At 37.2% G+C, this 23,780-nt stretch carries 17 protein-coding genes; 6 read left to right on the plus strand and 11 right to left on the minus strand.

Annotated elements, in window-relative coordinates:
* The first annotated feature begins 29 nt into the window (after positions 1 to 29).
* Positions 30 to 1,706 (plus strand): sodium/sugar symporter, encoded by a 1,677-nt coding sequence (locus O0955_RS05170; RefSeq protein WP_269426455.1) that lies wholly within the window; start codon positions 30 to 32, stop codon positions 1,704 to 1,706.
* A 74-nt stretch (positions 1,707 to 1,780) separates the two neighbouring features.
* Here the strand turns inward: O0955_RS05170 and O0955_RS05175 are convergent, their stop codons facing one another.
* The 7 genes from O0955_RS05175 to O0955_RS05205 all read right to left on the minus strand — a co-directional run bounded on the left by O0955_RS05175 (position 1,781) and on the right by O0955_RS05205 (position 7,830).
* The gene (locus tag O0955_RS05175; protein ID WP_269426456.1) at positions 1,781 to 2,164 is read right to left on the minus strand and encodes a hypothetical protein; all 384 of its coding nucleotides are present in this window, start codon (positions 2,162 to 2,164) and stop codon (positions 1,781 to 1,783) included.
* 2 nt (positions 2,165 to 2,166) lie between these two features.
* Entirely contained in the window at positions 2,167 to 3,396 is a 1,230-nt protein-coding gene (locus O0955_RS05180; protein ID WP_269426457.1) for an ABC transporter permease, read from the minus strand.
* 88 nt (positions 3,397 to 3,484) lie between these two features.
* Positions 3,485 to 4,126 carry an MBL fold metallo-hydrolase gene (locus O0955_RS05185; protein ID WP_269426458.1) on the minus strand — a complete coding sequence of 214 codons (642 nt, stop codon included), beginning with the start codon at positions 4,124 to 4,126 and terminating at the stop codon, positions 3,485 to 3,487.
* Positions 4,127 to 4,144: 18 nt separating this feature from the next.
* Positions 4,145 to 4,744: a gliding motility lipoprotein GldD gene (gene gldD / locus O0955_RS05190; protein WP_269426459.1), complete on the minus strand. Its 600-nt coding sequence runs from the start codon at positions 4,742 to 4,744 to the stop codon at positions 4,145 to 4,147.
* A gap of 34 nt (positions 4,745 to 4,778) precedes the next feature.
* Positions 4,779 to 5,522, minus strand: a complete 744-nt coding sequence (locus O0955_RS05195; RefSeq protein ID WP_269426460.1) for a shikimate dehydrogenase family protein — start codon at positions 5,520 to 5,522, stop codon at positions 4,779 to 4,781.
* Positions 5,523 to 5,598: 76 nt separating this feature from the next.
* Positions 5,599 to 6,366: a phosphosulfolactate synthase gene (locus tag O0955_RS05200; protein ID WP_269426461.1), complete on the minus strand. Its 768-nt coding sequence runs from the start codon at positions 6,364 to 6,366 to the stop codon at positions 5,599 to 5,601.
* A 60-nt stretch (positions 6,367 to 6,426) separates the two neighbouring features.
* A complete protein-coding gene (locus tag O0955_RS05205) occupies positions 6,427 to 7,830 on the minus strand; it encodes a tetratricopeptide repeat protein (protein ID WP_269426462.1) in 1,404 nt (467 codons plus the stop codon).
* Between the two features lie 249 nt (positions 7,831 to 8,079).
* Here O0955_RS05205 and O0955_RS05210 point away from each other — a divergent pair, with 249 nt between their 5' ends.
* A complete protein-coding gene (locus O0955_RS05210; protein ID WP_269426463.1) occupies positions 8,080 to 8,535 on the plus strand; it encodes a nuclear transport factor 2 family protein in 456 nt (151 codons plus the stop codon).
* 60 nt (positions 8,536 to 8,595) lie between these two features.
* Here the strand turns inward: O0955_RS05210 and O0955_RS05215 are convergent, their stop codons facing one another.
* On the minus strand, positions 8,596 to 9,243 hold the full coding sequence (locus tag O0955_RS05215; protein ID WP_269426464.1) for a hypothetical protein: 648 nt from the start codon (positions 9,241 to 9,243) through the stop codon (positions 8,596 to 8,598).
* Between the two features lie 275 nt (positions 9,244 to 9,518).
* Here O0955_RS05215 and O0955_RS05220 point away from each other — a divergent pair, with 275 nt between their 5' ends.
* From O0955_RS05220 to O0955_RS05230, 3 genes are read left to right on the plus strand one after another with little or no spacing between them, the layout of a single operon-like run.
* Positions 9,519 to 12,629 (plus strand): SusC/RagA family TonB-linked outer membrane protein, encoded by a 3,111-nt coding sequence (locus tag O0955_RS05220; protein WP_269426465.1) that lies wholly within the window; start codon positions 9,519 to 9,521, stop codon positions 12,627 to 12,629.
* A 17-nt stretch (positions 12,630 to 12,646) separates the two neighbouring features.
* Positions 12,647 to 14,146: a SusD/RagB family nutrient-binding outer membrane lipoprotein gene (locus tag O0955_RS05225; RefSeq protein ID WP_269426466.1), complete on the plus strand. Its 1,500-nt coding sequence runs from the start codon at positions 12,647 to 12,649 to the stop codon at positions 14,144 to 14,146.
* Positions 14,147 to 14,160: 14 nt separating this feature from the next.
* Complete coding sequence (locus O0955_RS05230) at positions 14,161 to 15,054, plus strand: DUF1735 domain-containing protein (protein ID WP_269426467.1); 894 nt, start codon at positions 14,161 to 14,163, stop codon at positions 15,052 to 15,054.
* Between the two features lie 81 nt (positions 15,055 to 15,135).
* Here the strand turns inward: O0955_RS05230 and O0955_RS05235 are convergent, their stop codons facing one another.
* A complete protein-coding gene (locus O0955_RS05235) occupies positions 15,136 to 17,646 on the minus strand; it encodes a M1 family metallopeptidase (RefSeq protein ID WP_269426468.1) in 2,511 nt (836 codons plus the stop codon).
* Positions 17,647 to 17,782: 136 nt separating this feature from the next.
* Here O0955_RS05235 and amaB point away from each other — a divergent pair, with 136 nt between their 5' ends.
* Complete coding sequence (gene amaB, locus O0955_RS05240; RefSeq protein WP_269426469.1) at positions 17,783 to 19,324, plus strand: L-piperidine-6-carboxylate dehydrogenase; 1,542 nt, start codon at positions 17,783 to 17,785, stop codon at positions 19,322 to 19,324.
* Between the two features lie 72 nt (positions 19,325 to 19,396).
* Here the strand turns inward: amaB and O0955_RS05245 are convergent, their stop codons facing one another.
* The gene (locus O0955_RS05245; RefSeq protein ID WP_269426470.1) at positions 19,397 to 21,841 is read right to left on the minus strand and encodes a TonB-dependent receptor; all 2,445 of its coding nucleotides are present in this window, start codon (positions 21,839 to 21,841) and stop codon (positions 19,397 to 19,399) included.
* A gap of 258 nt (positions 21,842 to 22,099) precedes the next feature.
* The gene (locus O0955_RS05250) at positions 22,100 to 23,779 is read right to left on the minus strand and encodes a dipeptidyl-peptidase 3 family protein (RefSeq protein ID WP_269426471.1); all 1,680 of its coding nucleotides are present in this window, start codon (positions 23,777 to 23,779) and stop codon (positions 22,100 to 22,102) included.
* Position 23,780: the final 1 nt, after the last annotated feature.

Genomic DNA, 23,780 nt, shown 5'->3' on the forward strand with positions numbered 1-23,780 from the left:
TTCGAAACCAAATAACCTCTAAATAATTAATGAAAAATAACCTCCTTGATACGAAGGATTACATTGTATTTTTAATCTACTTCGTTATTGTGGCAGCCTATGGCCTGTACATCTACAAAAAGAAAAAATCTGAATCAACGGGCTCCAAAGACTATTTTCTTGCCGAGGGATCGCTAACCTGGTGGGCTATTGGCGCATCGTTAATTGCTTCCAACATTTCTGCCGAGCAATTTATCGGAATGAGTGGTTCTGGCTTTAAAATGGGGCTTGCCATTGCTACCTACGAGTGGATGGCTGCAGCAACTTTAATTGTTGTTGCGGTGTTTTTTATTCCGGTGTACCTTAAAAATAAGATTTCAACGATGCCGCAGTTTTTGCATCAGCGGTATAACGGTACGGTAGCAATGATTATGGCTGTTTTTTGGCTTTTACTTTATGTGGTCGTTAACTTAACCTCAATCTTATATCTTGGCGCATTAGCCGTAAGCAGTATTTCGGGTTTTAACCTCGATTTTTGTATGTATGCAATTGCAATTTTTGCAATTATCATCACGCTTGGCGGGATGAAAGTTATTGGTTATACCGATGTTATTCAGGTATTCTTTCTTATTCTTGGGGGTCTTGCAACTACCTATCTGGCCTTAAATCTGGTGTCTGATCATTATGGAACCAAAGGAATTTTAGAAGGCTATAGTTTAATGACCAGTAAGGCTTCTGAGCATTTTCACATGATTTTAAAACCTGACAACGAAAATTACATTGATTTACCAGGTTTAAGTGTGCTTGTGGGCGGTATGTGGATTGTGAACCTGAACTATTGGGGATGTAATCAATACATTACTCAGCGTGCTTTGGGTGCAGATTTAAAAACGGCAAGAAGCGGTATTTTATTCGCTGCATTTTTAAAATTACTGATGCCAATTATCGTGGTACTTCCGGGTATTGCCGCTTATGTTTTATACAAAGACGGTGCATTCCAAAGTGAAATGCTACAAGATGGCAGCGTTAACCCTGATCGTGCTTACCCTGTTTTGTTAAACTTATTGCCAGCCGGTTTAAAAGGACTTTCTTTTGCTGCTTTAACTGCCGCTGTAGTGGCATCACTTGCGGGTAAAGCCAATAGTATAGCGACTATTTTTACGCTTGATATTTATAAAAAGGTACTTAAACCTGAAGCTACAGAAAAGAACCTGGTAATTACAGGAAAAATTGCCATTGTTGCTGCAATGATTCTGGGCGTAATTATTGCACCACATTTGGGTATTGATAAAAAAGGTGGTTTCCAATATATCCAGGAATATACAGGCTTTGTATCGCCGGGTATTTTTGCCATGTTTATATTGGGCTTCTTCTGGAAAAAAACAACTTCAAATGCAGCTCTTTTTGCTACAATCGGAGGATTTGGATTATCTCTTCTCCTTAAATTTTTACCGGGATGGACTGACCTCTCTTTTCTATCGCATGTAGGCTTCTCTGTAAAAAGCGCAGCCGGAATTTATGAAATTCCATTTATTGACCGAATGGGTTTTGTATTTTTATTCTGTGTAATTGGAATGTATATCATTAGTATGATTGAAAATAAACGCGGTACTGAGAATAAAGGCCTTGAAATAGATGCAAAGATGTTCAAAACCACAACTGGTTTTGCTGTTGGAGCACTATTAGTCATTGGTTTGATCATCGCCCTTTATACCGTTTATTGGTAAACAAGGTGATAGTAAAGTAAAAAGGTCCCGGTTTTAACCGGGACCTTTTTTATGCTGATTCTTTTTTCTAATTATTACTGAGAACAAGGCCCATCAGGAATATCTTTAGTCATCTTAATTACCTTGGTTACTACTAAGGTAGAATCGAAATCGCTGGAAACAGTCGCTGTATCTGATTTCGCAAAATAACCTTGCAACTCTACGTAAACAGGCTCGTATGGCTTTTCAAAATTCAGATTGCTATAAGAAAGTTCTAAGTTTTTAACACTATCCGCTACCCAGTATTCACGTCCATCTTCGCACAGTGTAAAAGATTTCATTTCGGGCCCAAAAGTATAAAGGCCTTTTACGGTTTTAATATTACTTTTTCCTTCAACTGATTTCTCTGTTCTATTACAAGCGGTAACAGCCACACCAAGGAGCATAACAAATACGGTTGCTTGTTTAAATAATTTCATGTTTAAATAGTTTGATTAATTTGGCCTATCTTCTTTACGCTTAAACTAGATGACAAAGCAGATGCCAAAAATGAAAAAATACCCACAGTAATAAATACTAAAACGAAATCTTTCCATTTTAGTGCTATGGGATAGGCACTTATCAATGTATTTTCTTCACCCATTTTTATAAGGCCGGTACGCTGTTGAAAAAGACAGAACAATAAGCCGATGATTAACCCCAAAATACAACCCGACATGGTTATCATCATCCCTTCAAACAAAAATATTCGTTTTATTAATTTTTTTTCAGCGCCCAAACTGCTCAAAATGGCAATATCTTTTAATTTATCGATGACCAGCATGGTTAAAGACCCTATGATATTAAATATAGCAATAATTAATATAAAAGTCAGGATGATATAAACGGCCCATTTTTCGGTGTTCAGGATGTGGTAAAGCGACCTGTTTTGTTGTGCCCTATTTCTGACTTCAAAGGTTTTTCCAACTTTCGAAACCACTTCTTCCTGAAAATGGTCTACATCTGTACCGGGCTGAAGGTTGATTTCTATAGAAGAAACGTCTTTTTCCTCCCCCAAAAGCTCTCTGGCAAATTCGAGGGGAACAATTATACCATTATCAAATTCCTGCTGTACTTCAAAAACACCACTCACCCGGATACTTTTTATAATAAAATCATCTGCAGGATTAATATTGCTAACCGATATGTTCTTTTTTGGAGAATATATTTCCAGTTCTGTGAAAGGATCTACCGTATTAACCGCCAAATAACTTTGCAAAGCAGATCCTATTACTGCATTATAACCGCTTTGATTATGTAACACAAAACGTCCTTCCTTGATGGTACTGTCCAGTTTATTATTCTTCAGGTAATCGAAACTAACCCCTTTAACCATACCAACCGCTTGTTTATTGTTGTATTTTAGCAAGGCATTTTCCTGTAAAACCTCAGTAAACGAATAAACATCCTTATGATTTTTGAGCTGGGTAAAATAAGCGGTGTTTGGGTTAAATGTTTTACCCTTTGCTGGCGTAATGGCAATTTGAGGGGTAATGGTATTAAACATATTCAACACCACGGTTTCAAAACCATTAAATACAGAAAGGATTATAATTAATGCCGCACTGCCAACCAGTACACCAACCATTGATATACCCGATATCAGGTTGATTGCATTGGTTGATTTCTTTGCAAACAAATACCTTTTGGCTATATAAAATGGCGTATTCACGGGGTAAAGATAGTTAAAATGAAAGAGCTAAAGGGTAACATAACAGTTCAACTCCAGCGCTTATCAGGTTAGATTGTAATCTTTGTCTTTATTGCAGAAAAGGATTTTGTTCTTTTTCGAATCCAATGGTTGTGGCAGGTCCATGACCGGGATAAACCTTGCAATCATCAGGCAGTAAAAATAGCTTTTCCTTAATATTTTTAATAAGCTGCTGATGATTTCCACCCGGTAAGTCGGTACGTCCTATACTTCCATAAAACAGCACATCGCCACCGATTAAGAAATGGTCTTCCTCGCTATAAAAACACAAGTGCGCAGGCGAGTGCCCGGGAGCAAAAATAAGTTCAAGCGTACTGTTGCCAAAGCTAATGGTGCCCGTTTCCGGTAAGAAAATTTCAGGCTCAGGAGAAAGTTCATAATGGGTAAAGCCCATTTGAGGTGCGTAGCCAGGTACGGCCTGCAAAATTGGCAACTCTCCAATATGGAACTGAGGTTTTAACCCCCAGCTATCGAAAACAAATTTATTACCAAATACATGATCCAAATGGCAATGTGTATTTAATAGTAAAACAGGTTTTAGTTCTTTTGATTTTATGAAATTAACCAGTTCATTTTGCTCTGATCCATCATACATACCGGGATCAATAATGACACATTCTTTTGTCTCATCATATAAAACATACGTATTTTCACTATAGGCATTGAAACTGAATATTTTTATACTAATCATATTTGCTAAATAAAAGCTCTAATCTTTCCACTTAAATGTAGAAATCATTTTATCAATATCCTTTTTAATAAATTTAACAACGGGCTCAATGGAATCGTATTGTGGGCGTTCATTAAAGTATAAGGCTCCTCTAAAATAATGTTTGGCACTATCGGTAAGAAAAAACTGCACTGATGAAGCAGTATTCCCTTCAATGGCGTAATAAACTCCGTAAACTTTATGCTCGGGATAATTAATTATTTTTTGGTCTATTGCCCTGGCTTTAATGGTGTGTTTAAAGGCCAGTTTTCGTGCGTCTTCCACCATCTCATCATAGGCTGGTTTATTGGCTACATCATAATAAGTCAGGTGCAAAAAGCCATTAAATTGTTTGAAATGTAAATTATACCAATATTTTTCAGTGTTTTTACTAATGTCGTTTTCCATTGTGGCATACACCGGATAATCGAAAGTATAAGGTGCCGTAGAATTAAATAATTGATATTTCTTCTCGGGATATGCTATCCGAAAATAAGCTCTTGGCTTAGGGCTGTAATCGTTATTTTGGCAAGAGCTGATGAACAAAAGGATTACAACAGAAGCAAAAATCAAGTCTCTTATTTTCAATAATTTATTCATACTTATTTTTCTAAGACTATTGAATTAATGCAAATTAACGGTTCCAGATTTCCCATGCTTTTTCTGCCTGTTGATGCAACATTTCCAATCCGTTTTTAATTTTAGCACCGCGGGCAGCAGCTTTACTCATAAAAGCAGTTTCTAAAGGATTGTACACAATATCGTAGGCCAGGTGTTCAGGCCCTAATAAAGAATAATCTATATCAGGGTAAGTATCTACATTTGGCGACATGCCCAAAGGGGTTGTATTGATCAATAAAGTATGAGACCGGATCATTTCGGGGCTTAAATCCTGATATAAAACCGTTCCCGGAGTTTCTTTACGTACGACAGTAATAAACTCTATATTCAACTTATTCAGAACGTATTTTATGGCTTTAGTAGCACCACCATCTCCAAAAACGAGTGCTTTGGTATGATGCGGTTCAAGTAATGGTTTTAAAGATTCTTCGAAACCATAAGCATCTGTATTATAACCTTTCAGATAATTTTCTCCATCATGATTTTTGATGCAAATACAATTTACTGCACCAATTTTCTCCGCAACCTCATCAAGCTCATTTAAATATTGCAATACATTTACTTTATGCGGAATGGTTACATTTAAGCCACAAAGTGTAGGGTAATTTGCCAGTAAACCAGTAATAGAGTCTATGTTTTCTATTGGATAGAGTTCATACTGATAATCATGAAGGCCTTCATTTAAAAACTTTTCGGTAAAATACTTTTTAGAGAAAGAGTGCGAAAGCGGGTATCCGATTAAACCGTAGGTTTTCATATGCGTATTTTACGTCACTGCAAGGTATAAATCAATTGTTGGTTTACCTGATGCCTTGCAATGACGAATTTTGTGTTTATTTTCCTAAGTTCAGGAAATGATCAAAGGTATCTCCGCGTAATCCTAAACGAATGGTTTCCAGTGGAATAACTTCTGCCGGAGCAATATTTCCAAGGTTTACGTTTGTGCCAATAAGTTTGATAAACCAAACCTGCTGTTCTTTTTGAGGAGCTTCCCAAATGATGGTTTCTTCTGGTATTTGTGTTAAAATCTCATCTACTAATCCTTCTCTCACCTCTCCGCTGCCTCTGTAGATACCAACATTACCACCTTCTCTGGCTTCAGCAATTACTTTCCATGAACCGGCTTCCATTTCAGCTTTCATCAATTTAATCCATTTGTATGGAGCAAATATTTTAGCCGCATCTTTACTTCCTACTTCAGAAATTACGGTTACCTGCTTTGCTAATTTGCTGATGAACTCACATTTACGGTCGTGTTCTATATCAATTGAACCATCAGATACTTCTGCATATTCCATTCCATACTGGTCTAAAACACGCTGATAATCTTCAAACTGATTTCTAATGATAAACGCTTCGAATAATGTGCCTCCAAAATAGGTTGGTATGCCTGCGCTTTTATATAAAGCTAATTTTTCTTTAAGGTTTGGGGTTACATGAGAGGTAGCCCAGCCCAATTTAACAATATCTGTATGTACACCTGCAACTTCAATAAAATCTTCTACCTGGCGCAGGCTTAATCCCTTATCCATAACCATTGTTAAGCCTTTTTGGCGTGGTTTTGCAGGACGTTCAGGGACGTTTAATAATGGGTAATTCATATAGTGTACAAAAGTGAAAAAAAAATTGAGATTAATTGTCAATTTTTTTTAACATGCTTATTAGCGGATATATCGGTTTATAACGTTTAAAATTGCACTGTTATCCTGCAATTGAGGTAAGTATTCAAATAAAATATAATGCTTTTCCGGATCTGTTGTTAAAGCAGTTTCCAGATATTCCAGCGCATCACTATAATTTCCTAAGGCAAAAAGATAAGCCACCATACGATAGTATAATTCTGCTGCTTCCGGATTATTTTTAATGGCATCTGCCATCGTTTCCGAAGCTTCTAATAATTTACCCTGTTCATATAAAACGGTACTAAAATCTAACCACGCTTCAATATCAAGCGGGTTATATTCCAATACTTTTTCGTAAGCAACAATAGATTCCTCAATCTGGCCCAGTTTATAATAGGCATCTGCCATGGCAAACCAAAAATCAGGATTTTCAGCTTCCAGGTCTATGGCTTTTTTATAAAAATGTAACGATTCAAAATAACGTTCTTCGTGGTTTAAGGTTACCCCTATGCCAAACCATGCATCGGCCATTTTGGGGTCCATTTTAACCGATTTTTTGTAGTAAGAACGGGCTTCATCCATTTGTTCAAGCTTTTCGTAGCATTCTCCAATAGCACAATAAGTATCGGCATTGGGCTGCTCGTACTCAAAAGTATGTTTGTAAACGGTAATGGCCTCATCGTATTTATCAAGCTGCACCAGTGCATTACCTTTATTAAAGTAGGCAGAACTAAAATCTTCCTTAATTAAAATGGCATAATCGTAGGCATCAATTGCTTTTTCCCAAAGGCTAAGCTTGTGGTAACTGTTGCCCAAATTATACCAGGCGGCATAAGAATAAGGATCGGTATCAATATACTGCTGATAAAATTTAATGCTTTCTTCCTGTTTGTCTAAAACATCGTAACAAAAAGCCAGTTCGTACAGGCCGTCCTGATTTTCCATGTTTTGCTCTAAACTTAACTTTATATAGGTAATGGCGCTTTCATAATCAGACATGCTTTGGTAAACATAAGCCATCTGTAATAAAATTTCGTCTGTACTTTCAGCCAGGCCAAGTGCTTTTTCATAATTTTCAAGCGCCTCTGCATAACGTTCTGTATTTTGAAAAATATTACCACGCAGTAAATAAATATCAGGTTCTGATGGTTCTAAAAGTTCGGCTTTTTGCAAAGCCAAAAATGCCTGTTCGTGGTTATTCGTTAAAATATAAAGGTGAGCCTGTTTGATTAAGAAAACTGTTGCATACGGGTGTTGGCTTACTGCATAATCAACTACCTGTAAAGCTTTAACCGGATCGTTTTTCTCAATGTAAAAATCTACTATGTATTCAAAAGCATGCGCATCAAAAAAATACTGGTCCTTGTTTCGGATCATCTCTTCGTAACGTTCTACTGAGCGTTGCGCATCTTCGTTGGATTCAAAAAAGAATTCTTCTTCCATATCGTTATCATTAAAGAACCGTGCCAATTAGCAGAAAAACACATTATAAGTTTACAATATTTAATTATTCGTTTTAAAAATAATTATTAACATTAGCCTTCCCGGCAGATGTAAATACCTGAATATAAACTGTATTGATTGTGATTAAGATGTGTGAATAATCAAATGATTTTTGCAGCATCGCGGTTCCATTTCCCTACTTTTACAAAAGTAATATAAATTTATTCTAAAATCAGTAATTAACAAGTCATGAAAAGATTAGCCATTTTAGCATTGTTTTTAATGCTTTTTACTCCAAAATTGTTTGCCCAGTCTAACGAGGAAGAACAGGTTAAAGATGCCGTTAATAAGTTATTTACCGGTATGAAAGCTGGCGACAGCACCTTAGCAAGATCGGCTTTTGCAAAAGGAAGTTTAATGCAAACCATTGTTAATAAAGATGGAAAAACGACAGTGAGAACTGAATCTGTCGACGGCTTTTTGAAATTTTTAGGTACGCCGCATAAAGAAAAGTATGATGAGCGAATCGTTTTCACCAAAATATTAATAGACGGGCCTTTGGCCAGTGTATGGACGGATTATAAATTTTATGTTGACGAGAAATTTAGCCATTGTGGCGTAAATTCTTTCCAGCTGGTAAAAGGAGAAAAGGGTTGGCAAATTGTTTATATCATTGATACCAGACGAAAGGATGGTTGTAAATAAAAAGGATAACCCACTGTAGTTAAGCCGTGGGTTATCACTTTGTAAACACAAGAAAAGTAATTAATTAGATGCATTATAATATTTGAATACCTCAATTAAACCTGTATCGGTATTCAAATCTGGCTTTTCAGTATCAATTAAAGCCTGTATTTTGTCTTTTTTATCGGCTAATAGAGCGTGGATGTTTTTGCCTGCCGGAGAAATTTTTTGAATTTTTCCATCTTTATTTAGAAAATAAATGACCTGATGTACCATTTTTTTCACCTGTTTTTTGGTGTACCAATCTTCAGTAACCTCATTTTTAGCGATGTATTGCTTTAAAAGTTCAGCATTGCCCGAAAAAAGTATTTCATAAAAAGCGTCCTTTTTCTCCCCTTTCTTTTTAATAAAGTGATGAATGTGGCCAAGACTATCAGGCATTGTGAATGCTTGTACCGAATCCTGGATAGCATAGACTTTATCATTGTCGGAATATTCCAGCTGCTGCGTATAAAGGTTATACCTTAAAGCAGGCGCCATGAATTCTTTTTGACTATTTGTTTTTACCCTGCTTTCTGTATAACTATTGTTAAAGAATGGCGAACCCTCGTAACTTTTCATGTTGGTGGCCATTAGTTGTTTTGAACTTGGTCCAACGGTTAGGTTTTGCGCAAAAACAGCAACTGTTAACAAGTTAAATGATAAGGCTAGCATAAAAATTCTTTTCATAATAATTGGTTTGAGGTGAATTTGTAGTGATTTGGATTTTGTTTAAAATGAAGTGCTGATTAAGGATTTTAGTTCTGTTAATGGCTAACAAATCTGAACGAATTTAGTTAAATTTTTATTCAAAATATTGAAAAGAATAAATTTACTAAAACATTTTAGTGATATCTTAAATGTATTTTATATTTTAGTCCGGTAATTACAGATGTATTTGACATTGAGTTAAATATTCGTGTAATTATGGTTCATTACTAACTATAAACTAGATTAAAAAAATTATGAAAAAACTTGTACTTGGTTTGTTCATATTCTTGTTTATGGGACTTACTCAGATAAGAGCCCAAAATAAGAATGTAACAGGAAAAGTGGTAGGGTCGGGCGATGGTTTGCCGCTTCCTGGAGTAAGTGTTCTTATAAAAGGCACTAAAAAAGCAACAGTAACTTCTGCTGATGGAAAATTTACGATTAGTGCAGCCCCACAGGATGTACTTCAGTTATCTTACATTGGTTTTATTACACAGGAAATTACCGTTGGAGGTCAGTCGACAATTAATGTTAAGCTGGCTTCAGATGACAAAACATTGAGCGAAGTGACCATTACTACAGCGCTTGGTATTAAGCGTAAGCCAAAAGAAATTGGCTATGCTACTCAGCAAGTAACGGGCAAAGCGTTAACTTCAAGCAGGCCAACCAACCTGGCAACTGGTTTATCCGGAAAAGTAGCCGGTTTGCAAATTACTCAGGCCAATAACCAGATTGATGCTGGCGACCAGGTAAGGGTTGTTTTAAGGGGTAACCGCTCTTTTACAGGAAATAATCAGGCTCTTTTGGTATTGGATGGTGTTATTGTTCCGTTAAGCCAGTTAAACTCTATCAATCCAAATGACATTGACAATGTAAATATTTTGAAAGGTGCAAATGCGGCGGCATTGTATGGATCTGATGCTTCAAATGGGGTAATTATTGTGAGTACCAAAAGGGGATCTTCTGATGGAGGCTCGGTAACTTATACTAATTCCACGTTACTAAATCGTTTATCCTATTTTCCAAAGATGCAAACTGAGTTTGGCGGAGGTACCACACAGGATGATTTTGGCTTTGGTTTATATACTCCATTTGAGAACCAAACATTTGGAGATCGTTTTGATGGAAGCCTAAGACCAGTTGGCCGGGTATTGGAAGATGGTACTTATCAAATGGTTCCTTACACGTATAAAAAAGGTGAAAAAGAAAACTTTTTTGAAACCGGTATTGATGAGCAAAATGATCTTACCTACTCAGGTGGAAATGAAAACGGAACTACTTATATTAACATGCAGCGTGTAAACAGTAAAGGTTATGTTCCGGGTGATAAATCAAACAGAACAGCTTTTCGTGTTAACGGCACAAGAAAAATTAATAAATTTTTTGCTGACTATTCATTTAACTATACCCAGCGTAACTACGATAAAAGTACCAACCAGGTTTATAACAACGTAATTAATACGCCGGGTAATATTCCGTTAACCGAGTATAGCGATCTAAATTCGAAATACGGAAATCCTAATGATTATTATAACGATTATTATTCAAGCCCTTACTTTGGATTACAGCAAAATCGTAATAAAGAGAGAAGAGATGACCTTTTGGGTAATATTTCCATCACTTATAAACCAGTTAGCTGGGTAAGTATAATGGCAAGAGGCGGTTTGAGTACCAAAAATACACAGGGTAAGGATTTTAATTATGCTTACACCTATTCTGATTTTGCACACGATTCAGGTAAAGGAGTTGCCGCAACGCAATACACCCGATCTTCTGTCCGCGATTATAATGAGTTTGAAAGCAGGTACACAGGAGATTTTTTAGCGACAGTTACTAAAACGTTTAACCAATTTAAATTTACATTAATCGGTGGTGCACAGGTTATTCAAAAAAATTATAAGTACATGACTTCGCAAGGAAATAACCTTGTTATTGATAACTTATTTAACCTGAACAACCGTACCGGCGAAATTGTAGGTTCTGAAACTGAGCGTAACTCCCGCCAGTTAGGTGCTTTTGGAGATTTAACGGCTACTTATAACGACTACCTGACTGTCCACCTTTCTGGAAGAAATGACTGGGATTCGCGATTAGGAAAAAACAACCGTTCTTTCTTTTATCCGGCAGTAGATGTAGCGGTTACACTTACGGATGCAATACCTGCGTTAAAAGAGAGTAAATTAATTAGTAATTTGAAAGTTCGTGGAGGGATTTCTAAAGTATATGCGGTTCAAATTGATCCATATAAACTAATTTCTACCATTAATGCTGCGGGTAATTTCCCTTATGGCGGTACAGCAGGTTATACAATAGATAATGTTGTTTACGATCCTAATTTAAAACCTGAACAAACCATTTCAAAAGAAATTGGCGTTGATATAGGCTTTTTAAACAATAGAATTACCTTAGAAACTTCTGCATACATTCAAAAAACTAAAGATCAGGAAATTATTAATGGTATCGATTTATCGGGTACAACTGGTTATACAAGTGCAATTATCAATACTGGAGTTGGACAAAACAAAGGGATCGAGTTTAGCTTAAACGCTGCGCCAGTTATTGGTTTATCTAATGGTTTCAGATGGAATGTGGGTGTTAACTATTCTTATAACACCAATAAGGTATTATCATTATACCAGGGGCAGTCTCAATTAGGTATAGGTGATAATAACTACATCGTGGTTGGACAAAGTTTTCCGTCATTGCAGGTAAGTACTTATCAAACTACTCCTGATGGACGTGTTATTGTAGATGCCAACACAGGTTTGCCACTTTCTAATCCGGTAAACAAAGACTTTGGACAAACCAACCCAAGCCATATTTTAGGGGTTAACACCAGCGTTACCTTTAAAAACTTTACTTTATCAGGTGTTGCTGAATATCGCAGTGGAAATGTTTTCTACAGCAGCATGGCAAGCACATTGGATTTTGCGGGTATCAGTTATACTTCTGCGCAGGCAGGTCGCGAACGTTTTATTTATCCAAATTCAGTAATACAAACTTCGCCAGGCGTATTTGTACCTAATACCAATACCACAACCATTCAGGGTAACGGATCTTTCTGGTCTGATGGTATCCGTACCAATACCGCTTCAAACTATGTTTCAAGTGCTGCATTCTGGAAAATCAGAGAATTATCTTTGGCTTATCAGGTGCCATCTCAATGGTTGCAAAGTAAAGCCAAGTTTATTAAAAATGCCAGTATCGCATTAGTTGGAAGAAACTTATTCATGTTCAGGCCTAGTGACAACATTTACACAGACCCTGAGATTAACGTGGGAACGGGTAATGCACAAGGTGTAAACAATTTAAATCAAACCCCTCCAACCCGTATTTACGGATTTACAGCAACAGTTGGCTTTTAAATAATTAAAGAAAAGACATGAAAAAGAAATTAATATATTTATTTACAGCCTCGGCCATATTGCTGGGGGCATGTAAAAAGGGATATTTAGATATTAATACTAACCCTAATAATGCAACTTCTGCTAAACCAGCCTTGATTTTAACAGGTGCATTAAACAATACTGCCGCTTCAACAACCGGACATTCTATTTTCTACAGCTTCGCTGCCTTATGGATGAACTACTGGATGACACCGGGTGGGGTTTCGGGCTGGTATGAAGAACGTTCTTATAACTTTACAACAAACTGGAGTGGATCTACTACGCTTTGGGCTAATGTTTACGATAACTTAACCGATTACACTTATCTTGAAACTCAGGGTAAAGCTTCAGGACAAAACTTTTTTGTAGCAGTGGCTAAAACCATGAAAGCGTGGGATTATCAATACCTGGTTGATTTTTATGGCAATGTACCATATTCACAAGCCTCGCAATCTGTTAAATTCCTTACCCCTAAATATGATAAGGGACAGGAAATTTATGAAGACCTGGCTAAACAACTGGATACAGCTGCAAACCTCTTTAAAACAGCTAGCGTAGCGCCAGGAGATGCATCGGCAGATATTTTTGCCAAAGGTAATGTTCAGAAATGGGGTAAATTTGCCAATACTTTAAAATTAAGAATCCTGTTGAGACAATCTCAAATGCCGGGAAGAGAAGCTTACATTAAAGCCGAAATAGCAAAAATTAATGCAAATGGCATGGGCTATATCGGTACCGGCGATGGCATTTTTAATAATCCCGGTTACTTAAATACGGATGGCAAGCAAAACCCGTTTTGGGGCGTATACGGTTATAAAGTTGATGGTACCCGTACGGCAAGTCATGGCTATATGCTGGCCAGTACCTACGGTATGGACTTTCTTAAAAACAATGCCGATCCGAGATTAGCCAAAATGTATAATACTGTAAATGATAATGCAGGCAGTACTTATGTAAGTTTACAGTGGGGGCAAGATGTTAATTTTGATCAAACCATTCAAACAGTTTCTTCTATAGGTGAAGGTGTTTTAAAGTCGTATGATCAGCCGCAACCGATTATAACCGATTTTGAAAGCTTATTTATCCAGGCTGAGGCTGCGCAAAGAGGATGGATTGCAGGTGATGCCAAAGCTTATTATGAAGCTGCTGTTAAAGCCAACTTTGTTTACCTGGGTTTAACGGAGGCAGAAGCGATAACTTATCTTGCTGATCAGGCAGTTGCAAAATGGGATACCAATTCAGATAAAATGGCCTTAATCATTAAACAAAAATGGGCTGCAATGAACGGTACAAATGATATCGAGCCATGGTCTGACTACAGACGTTTGGAACTTCCTGCCGATATGCCAATTTCAATTGCTTCTACAGTAACCACCAAAAAAATACCGGTAAGAATGTTATACCCTCAAAGAGAATATAACACCAACTCTGCCAATGTTATTGCAGAAGGTACCATTAACCAGTTTACTTCCAGAATCTTCTGGGATGTTCAATAATTAATCACAAAAAGATGAAAAATAAGAATATACTAAAAGGAATTGCTCTTGTTATTTGCACAATAGCTTTATCCTCCTGCTTAAAAAATAAAAATGAGCAGCCTGATTTTTCGAGTACTACCCCAGTTGTTGAAATTCCTGTTGGATCCCCAATGGGTGATGGGAGTGTGAATTCGTTATCAACCTCACTGATTCAAAAAGATGAACCGAGCGATTATTTCTTTTACATTAATTACACGGCTTCAAATACAAAATCAACACCGATTAACGTGACTTTGTCTATTAATCCGGCAATGATTGACAATTATAACACTGCTCATCCCAATGATCCGCCCTTAACCATTTTACCGGTTAATGCGTTCTCTATGCCAACATCAATTACGATTCCGGCAGGTCAGCGCCGGGTTCAGGTGCCGGTTAAATTTGTAAGCACTTTACTTAACCCTGATTTAGCTTATGGACTTCCGGTAACCATTACCGATGCTTCTGGTGAAGTAATTAGTAAAAACTTTGCTTCTGTGGTGGTAAATGTGGGCGTAAGAAACAGATACGATGGGGTGTACAATTTTAAAGGCTATGTATTTAGAGAAGGTGATCCCGTTTTATCGGGTAATTTCTCAGGATTGAGTAAAGAGCTGGTTACCCATGGTGCTAATGCTGTTGATTTTTCTCAGGTTTGGTCTAATGGAGGTGCTGTTGGTGGTATTGACGGATTAACAATTAATGTTGATCCTGCAACAAACAAGGTAACCATGAAAAGTACAGCAAACAGTTCTTTGCAAAACACGCCAGGTTATGATAACCGTTACGATCCGAATACAAAAACTTTTTACCTTTCTTTTCAATGGGGCACAAGCCCTTCCAGCAGATCTGCTACAGATACGCTGGTTTATAAAGGATTAAGGTAATACTTGATTTTTTCAAAATAAAAAGCTCCGTAGATTAATTTCTACGGAGCTTTTTTAATATAATGGGTAAACGCTATCTTTCTATTTATTATTTAAATCAACAGCCGCTTTTTTAAATAAATCTGCCTGTTTTTCTAAATTAGTTTTCGCATCTCCGCTTGCTGATGAAGCTTGTTTTGCTTTCCCTTGTGCAGTTGAATCATAAGCTGCTGCAAGTTGTTTGGTTAAACCACCGGATAATTTTAAACGGTCAATCGCATCGCTGATGTTTTTGATCCCTTTTTCTGTAACGGCGGGATTGTTATTTCTGGTCAGGTACTGATAATATGCACCAACTACAGCATAAACTTTATTTCTGTCGCCGTTCGCCATAACATTTTCAAAAAATGGCTGGTGTGCATCCGCAGGATCGCCAACATATAAAGCAGCAATAGAGGGAGCAATATGATCTTTCGTATCCTGATCCAGCTGAGCCAAAGCCGCAATGCTTTCTTCAGGAGCCAGTTTAGCTAAACCACCAATAGAAGCCGCAATTACTTTGTAAGATCTATCTTTCAGGCCGTCACTTAATAACGCTTTATAAGCTACATCACCTGTGGTAGCCAGTTTTGAAATAGCGGCCGATCTTACATCTGTATTTTTATCTGTTTTAGCCAGTTGAAGCAGAATTGGAAGCGCAACATTTTTGCTCTGCTCATCAGTTAACTTAAGGCCACGAATGCTCAGTACGCGTAAATCAGCCGACTGATCCTTTAAGCCACTAACCAATAAATCCTGTGCTTTTGCATCTTTACTTTTTGCAGCAAAACTTAAAGCATTAATTCTGTTTGCATAGCTAGCCGCATTTTTATACTGGAAATAATAGTTTTCAGGCGTTTTATTGTCCTGAATTTCACCTACTAAAATTTTATCCACATCCAAATCAATCAGATCAGGTTTACTGCTTACCTCAAAACTGAAACTTTGGTCACGGCTGTCGATTAAAATATCTTTGCTGATTTTTTTACCACCAGCATAAATATCAACTTTCAAAGGCAGCGTAAAAGTCTGGACAGCATTCTCCTGAATTTGTTTAATTTTTATGATGGCTTTGCCATTGTCATAGCTATAATCAACACTTAAAATCGGGTGACCTCCATTATAATACCATTGATTAAAATATGGGCTCCAATCTTTTCCCGTAACCTCTTCCATTGCCAAGCGCAATTGGTGGGTTTCTCCGTTTTTAAAAGCATTTGTGGTTAAATAACGATTTAAAGATTTGAAAAAAGCGTCATCACCCATTTGGTTTTTAAGTGCATATAAAATGATCGATCCTTTTGAATAGCTGATGTTATCAAACATGTCTTCCTTATCATTGTAATGGAAACGGGCCAATACCGGGCTTTCGCCATCTTTTGTTGAGCCTAAATAAGTTTGTAGTTTTTCATAACGGGATTTATCTTCTGCATCCTTTCCGCCGTCATGGCCACGCCAGATAACTTCCCCAAAAGTTGCAAAAGATTCGTTCATGGTTAAGTTAGACCACGATTCGGCAGTTACGTAATCACCAAACCACTGGTGAAAAAGTTCGTGGGCAATGGTACCCTCTTCATTTCCATCCAGCAACTCACGGTCCGTTTTTTGAACATGCTCTCCATGTAAGGTTGCGGTGGTGTTTTCCATAGCACCAGAAACATAATCACGACCCACAATTTGCGAATATTTATTCCATGGGTAATCCACACCTAAGGTTGTGCTGTAAAACTGGATCATATCTGGTGTTTTGCCAAAAATCTGCTTGGCATAAGGCGCATACTTCGGCTCAAGGTAGTAACTCACTTCTTTTCCTTTCCAGGTATCCTTCGTTATTTTGAAATCGCCTACAGCCATCATAAATAAATACGGAGAGTGGGGCAAATCCATTTTCCAGGTATCGGTACGCGTTCCGTTTGCATTGGCTTTTTGAGTAACCAGCTTACCATTAGAAAGCGTTACATATTTCGATTGAACAGTCATCGAAATTTCTGCCGTTGTTTTCTGATCTGGTTTATCTATCGTTGGAAACCAGGCCGATGAAGATTCTGTTTCACCCTGTGTCCATATTTGGGTAGGTTTGTTTTTATCGCTGCCATCCGGATTGATAAAATATAGTCCTTTTGCATCTGTAATTGCAGCGCTGCCTTTTACTTTAAGTTCATCGGGTTTGGCGGTATAGGCAATATAAACGGTATATTTTTCGGTGTTGCTGTACTTTTTATTTAAGGTAATGTATAATTTATTGTCGTTGTACGAATATTTTAAAGGCGTATTGCCTTTTAAACCGACCAAGGCAACTTCTTTAATATCCATGCCTTGTGCATCAAGGGTTAAAGAATCTGTTGCATAAAAATGGGGCTTTAACGTTAGCCATTCTTTACCATATAAATATCGCTTTGCGTAATCAAAAGATACATCCAGTTTAGTGTGTACAAGATCATTTACTTTGGTGGCGGTAACACGATAAATTTTTAAATTGTTGTCTTTCGAACCGGGTTGCGTTTGGGCCTGGAGTTCTGTAGCATAAGATAAGCCAGCTGCAATTAACCCATAGAGCACGAAATGCTTTTTCATATTTTATTCTTTATTTTAAATGGTTATTGGATAAGGATAAGAAAACCAAAGTTACAATTTATGGGAAACTAAAAATTTATTATGAAGCAGTTCTGTTAATTTTTTGTTTTTTTGTATAAACCACATATTTAAAATTATGCAAGCAGATATTAAATCGATATTAAGCAAATTAGGTATCCACGCCGGGAATGCTGCTTTTAGTACGGGCAGCCATTGGGGTGGCGAATCGAATGCAAAATCTTTAGAAAGTTTTTCACCCGTTGACGGAAAAATAATTGCCACTGCAAAAATGGCCACACCTGCAGATTATGAAACGATTATTGCTAAAGCGCAGGAAGCATTTGTGTATTGGCGTACCATTCCAGCTCCGAAAAGAGGGGAAATTGTACGACAATTTGGCGATGCGCTTCGTGCAAATAAAGAAGCATTAGGTAGCCTGGTTTCGTATGAAATGGGTAAAAGTTTGCAGGAAGGATTTGGTGAAGTACAGGAAATGATTGATATCTGTGATTTTGCAGTGGGTTTATCCCGTCAGCTTTATGGTTTAACCATGCATAGCGAGCGCCCGAGCCATCGCATGTATGAGCAATGGCATCCACTGGGTATTGTGGGGATTATTTCTGCCTTTAATTTTCCGGTTGCCGTTTGGAGCTGGAATGCCGCACTGGCCTTGGTTTGCGGAAATGTTTGCATCTGGAAACCATCAGAAAAAACACCACTAACCGGGATCGCCTGTCAGCATATTATTACCAAAGTTTTTGAAGCCAATAACATTCCCGAAGGCGTATCCAGCTTAATTATTGGCGATCGTGAAGTTGGCGAACTGATGACCAATGATGGTCGTGTACCTTTAATTTCCGCTACAGGATCTACGCGAATGGGCAAGGCGGTTGCAGCTGCGGTTGGGGCGCGCCTGGGTAAAAGTTTATTAGAGCTTGGCGGCAATAATGCCATTATTATTTCTGAGCATGCTGATTTGGATATGAGCTTAATCGGTGCCGTTTTTGGGGCTGTGGGTACGGCAGGTCAACGTTGTACATCAACCCGAAGATTAATTATTCATGAAAGTGTATATGATGCTTTTAAAGAAAAACTGGTTAAGGCTTATGGTCAGATTAGAATTGGAGATCCGTTGGATCAAAGCAACCATGTAGGACCATTGATCGATACCGATGCTGTTGCAGCCTATCTGGATTCTATTGAAAAATGTAAAGCTGAAGGTGGAAATTTTGTGGTAGAAGGCGGCGTTTTAGAAGGTGCAGCTTACAGCAGCGGATGTTATGTAAAACCCTGTATTGCTGAAGTTAAAAATGAATATAAAATTGTTCAGCATGAAACTTTTGCCCCGATTTTATACCTCATTAAATATAAAACACTTGATGAAGCCATTGCTTTGCAAAATGGGGTGCCACAAGGATTATCATCTGCAATAATGACGCTGAACTTAAGAGAAGCAGAGCAGTTTTTATCTGCACAAGGTTCTGATTGTGGTATTGCCAATGTAAATATTGGTACATCCGGTGCAGAAATTGGTGGTGCATTTGGTGGCGAAAAAGAAACCGGTGGTGGCAGAGAGAGTGGATCTGACGCATGGAGAGCTTACATGCGCCGACAAACAAATACCATAAACTATTCTAATACATTGCCTTTGGCTCAAGGTATAAAGTTTGATTTGTAATACGATTAGCATAAATCCCATAAAAAAGGCCCGGTTACCAATGGAACCGGGCCTTTTGGTTGAGGTGATCTGTTAATTTTTTATCCTGCCCTGCTCAGATTCTAATCCGGTACTTCTTCTTCTGGCTGGTTTAATTTCATTTTGTCCAAAGCGATAAGTAAAGCTTATTCTTGCAACACGGCTATCGTAATCCTGGCGAATGGTATATTCAAGACCTGTTAAAGTGCTGTTTGCCCGCATTTTTTGTGTTTTAAATACATCACTTAAAGAGAATTTCAAATTCATTTTTTTCTCCATAAACGATTTGCTTAAACCCATATCCACCCCATAACGCTCTTTAATGGCAATGGTACCGCCATCAATCGGAGATTCATAGTTTCCGCTTAACTCACCTGTAAAACCTTTTGCAATGGTAAAAGTATGCTGTGTTTTAAACTGGAATGAAGTTTTATTGGTGCTTAGTGCTCTGCCTGCCAGATTTGGTGAATCATATTTCAGGTTAAAAATATTAAGATTGTTATTGGTTTCCCACCATTTAAATATTTTTACCGGCGCATTAATGTTTAAACCCCATACTTCTTGCTTAGCAAGATTTTCATTGGTTTGAAACAAAGCTTTTCCATCAGGAAGCAATACCTGACTAATCAGATCACTTGTTCTGCTATAACTTAAAGCGGCAATATACTTTTTCATAAAGGTGTAGTTTAACTCAAAGTTATGGGTGTATTGAGGGTTAAGAAATGGATTACCTTTCTGGTAAGTATATTGATCCAGAAAATAGATGAACGGATTTAAGTCATCATAACTTGGTCTGTCTATCCTGCGACTGTATGAAATCCCCAAATCATTATTTTTTGATAAAGCCTGGTTAATAAATACACTTGGAAAGAAATCAAGATAATCTCTTTTTACAATTTTATTCTCGGTAATAGAATTTCCTTTTGAGTTGGTTTGCTCTGCCCTTAAACCCAGCTGAATACTGGTTGATTTAAACTGTTTATTTAAATTTGCATAGGCAGCGTTTACATTTTCATCATAAATAAACTGATTGCTTTTGTGTACATCGTTCTGCCAGATATTATTTACAAACTGTTCTGCTGCAAAATTATTGTCTGTAGTAACCCAGCTGCTTTTTATACCGGTTTCAAATTTTACGGTCTTACTAATTGGCAGTGTGTAATCTATCTTAAATGCTTTAATTTTAATATTGGTAGGTGTGGCATTACGGGTTAAAACGGTTGGCCTTATCGGTGTGCCATTTGCAAAAAAGTAATCATTAATATAATCAATGTTACTATTGCCTTTATAACTGGAATAGTCACCATCAAAGGTTATTTCCTGTCCTGCGGTATCTAAAACCGACTTATAATTAATATTGTAAGCAATGTTTTTATAACTGTTTTTTGTGAAACTGTTGGAAATAGTAAATGAATCCAGCTTAGAAAAAGAAGGGCCAATTAAGGTTTTGTTATTTTCATCCTGGTTGCTTGTATTAGAATAACCGTTTACAAGGAAGCCAAGTGTATTGTTTTTATTTAGAAATATATCCAATCCAACTTTATATCCGTTGCTGTTGTTGTGACGGATATTGCCTCCACCCTGAGAGAAGTAAGTATCAGGGTTCCCGTTTACTCCATTAGAAATACGGTCTATATAAATGTTGCGGCTATTTTTATTGTAGAAATAATTGTAATTGCCATAAAGATTGAATTTTTTATCGCGGTGGTTTAAATCAATTCCGGCATTCCCTCTAAAATTTTTACCCTGACCAGCACCTAAATTAAGACTGCCGTTTGTACCAGCACTTTTACTTTTTTTAGTTTTAATGTTGATGATTCCAGAGTTACCGGCAGCATCATATTTCGACGAAGGGTTGGTAATCAGTTCAATGCTTTCTATTTGGGAACTTTGCATATTGCGAAGCAAATTTGCTACATCAGCACTGCTCATATAGGTTTGTTTACCATCCAGCATAATTAAAACCCCTTGTTTTCCCTGCATAGAAATGTTGTCATTTTGATCTACACTTACACCTGGCGCTTTTTGTAAAAGTTCTAAAGCAGTAGATCCTGTTGCAATGCTGCTATTTTCAACATTCATAACCAGTTTATCGCTTTTACGCTCAATTAAAGGTTTGGTAAACGCAACAGTAACCTCTTTTAAGTTTTGTGAAGCAGAACTTAACTGAGCTGACCCAAAATCTATTTTCTGATCGGCATTTTCCAGTTTAAAGGTTTTACTTCTTAAGGTTTTATAACCCATCATACTGGCTTTATAAAAATAATCGCCTTTGGCTGAAACTAAGAAGTTGAAATTTCCAGCCTGATCTGTAAAAGCGGTTTTAACAACACTTGAATCTGTTGCTTTAAAAAGAACAACCGTAACATAATCTGCAGGTTTTTTGTTTTCATCTAAAATAACGCCGCTAATATTGGGCTTGCTACTGGTTTGAGCATAAAGGCTGTTCGCTGTAAAAACGGAGATGGCGGTTAGTAATAGTTTGTAAAATGTATTCACTGGGTTGATTTTTTTATTTTTAAAAATTTAGCAAAACAGTTTTCAACGCAGCTTTAACTACGCTAACTTAATTGCCGGCTTATTTAAAGTTTATTTGGGAAATGAAAAGCTTTCCACTGTTTTAGTATTATTAAGACGATGTTTTTTTTAAAAGGTTACAAACTTTTTGCAAAAATGTAGCCGCCCTAATCGTGTTGAAATAAAAAACCCGGCTAACTGTGACAGCTAACCGGGCTTTTACCCTAAATATTTTAGATACTATTTTACGCCAAGTACATCTACGCCCTGTTCAAAAACAACATCTACAGGAATGCTCTTTTTAGTTAAACGATCTAAGTCCGTTTGCAATTCTGCAGGAACCAGCGCCATTGTTTTTTGAGTTTTTTCTACTGTAGCTTTATCGCCGTTACCTTGTAAAGTGATGATAAAAGCACTTAAATCGTTCATGGCAGAAGCAAATTTGTCGAAATTTACCTTGTAAGTTCCTTTTGTAGTACGTTCAAATGCCCCTTTTTCTTTAAAGTAATTAAAGCATTGCATATTGGCTTTACCATGTGCTTCTGATACGCCAAAACGTACAGAACGTAAAATACCTGCCATAAAAGTGGTGTAGTAATCTTTTATATCGCCCGTTAACTCTCCTTTTTTAAGTAAGCCGGTTACCATATACAAACCTAATATATCGGCTTTGCCTTCTTCCAGCCAGCTGTACTGTTCTTTCAATGCCTCACGAACAAATCCTTTGCCTGTTATTGTTTTTTTAATACCCAGGCCGTGGGCTACTTCGTGGAACATTACATTTGCAAAAAAGGCATCGAATTTAATGTATTGTTGTTGGTCAGCATCAATTAATTCTTTGGCTATGGGTACGAGAATTTTATCAAACTTGGCCTTCATCGCATTTTTAAGCTGAGAACGGCGTGTTCCTTTTTCCTGTTGAATTTTCTCATCGTTGGGTAAATTCACCGCAATGGTTTTAGATCCGGCATTACAATCTCCGGCATAATAAACAACATCATAAGCATTTAATTCAGAATCTGTACCTGGCGTTTCCGCTTTGTATTTTGCTGCAACAGGTAATCCTTTTTGTAAATCGGGAAGCATTTTTACGTATTTAGCAAGTCGCTTGCTCCATTCTTTATCTTTTATTAAAACGTAAGCTTCATAACTGGTCCGGGCATTAAAAAGTTTATCCTCATAGTTTTCTATCGGGCCGATAATAATATCCAAACCATTGGTTTTCATATCCAGCCAGGCATAATCACTAGCCGTAAAATTATCTGTTACCAATGCATCCGCTCTAAGCGTTAAGTATTTTTTTAAGCTGGCATCTTCCGTAATTAATGCTGCTTGTTTTAATAAAGAAGAAGCTTTTTGCAATTCTGAGGCAAATAAAATATGGTAAGGAACGGTACTTAACTTACCAGTACTATCTTTTCTAACCACTGAATAAGCACCGGATTTATCCGCCAGGTTTGATTTTTCAATCGCTTCCTTACTGATTCCGTAGGGATAAAAAGAAGCACCCTCCGGTTTTACGCCAACCCCGGTAACAAAAGGTTTGTCGTTATTTAATCTATCCCACGGGCCATAATTGATGTTTACAAAATCGCGGGTTTTTTCATCTTTTATGGTTGCAAGTAGGCTGTCGCGTTGCGGATAAGCCTGTTTCCAGTAAAGCTCGTCCATAATTTCAGCAGCCTGAATTAAAAGCGGTAATATTTTACGGTCGTTAACGCTTAGCAAGTTAATATTGGTTGTTAATTTAACCTTTTCATAAATGGGTAAACGATGCGCAACATAGTCTACAAGACTGTCTCTTTGCTCCGTTACATTTTTATTGTCTGTAGATTTTGTGTTGCTGGTGCAGGCCGAAAAAAGGCTTGCTGAAAGGGCTAATGCCGATAGAAATATGGTTGGTTTATATAAATTCTTCATT

Origin of the sequence: Pedobacter punctiformis, from assembly GCF_027213715.1 — a bacterium.
Classification (GTDB): domain Bacteria; phylum Bacteroidota; class Bacteroidia; order Sphingobacteriales; family Sphingobacteriaceae; genus Pedobacter; species Pedobacter punctiformis.

Excerpts from the sequence above, each read along its gene's own strand:
- O0955_RS05235 (WP_269426468.1), bottom strand. The coding sequence starts at position 17,646 with ATGAAAAAGCATTTCGTGCTCTATGGGTTAATTGCAGCTGGCTTATCT.
- O0955_RS05215 (WP_269426464.1), bottom strand. The coding sequence starts at position 9,243 with ATGAAAAGAATTTTTATGCTAGCCTTATCATTTAACTTGTTAACAGTT.
- O0955_RS05220 (WP_269426465.1), top strand. The coding sequence starts at position 9,519 with ATGAAAAAACTTGTACTTGGTTTGTTCATATTCTTGTTTATGGGACTT.
- O0955_RS05205 (WP_269426462.1), bottom strand. The coding sequence starts at position 7,830 with ATGGAAGAAGAATTCTTTTTTGAATCCAACGAAGATGCGCAACGCTCA.
- O0955_RS05185 (WP_269426458.1), bottom strand. The coding sequence starts at position 4,126 with ATGATTAGTATAAAAATATTCAGTTTCAATGCCTATAGTGAAAATACG.
- O0955_RS05195 (WP_269426460.1), bottom strand. The coding sequence starts at position 5,522 with ATGAAAACCTACGGTTTAATCGGATACCCGCTTTCGCACTCTTTCTCT.
- O0955_RS05225 (WP_269426466.1), top strand. The coding sequence starts at position 12,647 with ATGAAAAAGAAATTAATATATTTATTTACAGCCTCGGCCATATTGCTG.
- O0955_RS05210 (WP_269426463.1), top strand. The coding sequence starts at position 8,080 with ATGAAAAGATTAGCCATTTTAGCATTGTTTTTAATGCTTTTTACTCCA.
- amaB (WP_269426469.1), top strand. The coding sequence starts at position 17,783 with ATGCAAGCAGATATTAAATCGATATTAAGCAAATTAGGTATCCACGCC.
- O0955_RS05230 (WP_269426467.1), top strand. The coding sequence starts at position 14,161 with ATGAAAAATAAGAATATACTAAAAGGAATTGCTCTTGTTATTTGCACA.
- gldD (WP_269426459.1), bottom strand. The coding sequence starts at position 4,744 with ATGAATAAATTATTGAAAATAAGAGACTTGATTTTTGCTTCTGTTGTA.
- O0955_RS05175 (WP_269426456.1), bottom strand. The coding sequence starts at position 2,164 with ATGAAATTATTTAAACAAGCAACCGTATTTGTTATGCTCCTTGGTGTG.
- O0955_RS05170 (WP_269426455.1), top strand. The coding sequence starts at position 30 with ATGAAAAATAACCTCCTTGATACGAAGGATTACATTGTATTTTTAATC.
- O0955_RS05200 (WP_269426461.1), bottom strand. The coding sequence starts at position 6,366 with ATGAATTACCCATTATTAAACGTCCCTGAACGTCCTGCAAAACCACGC.
- O0955_RS05250 (WP_269426471.1), bottom strand. The coding sequence starts at position 23,779 with ATGAAGAATTTATATAAACCAACCATATTTCTATCGGCATTAGCCCTT.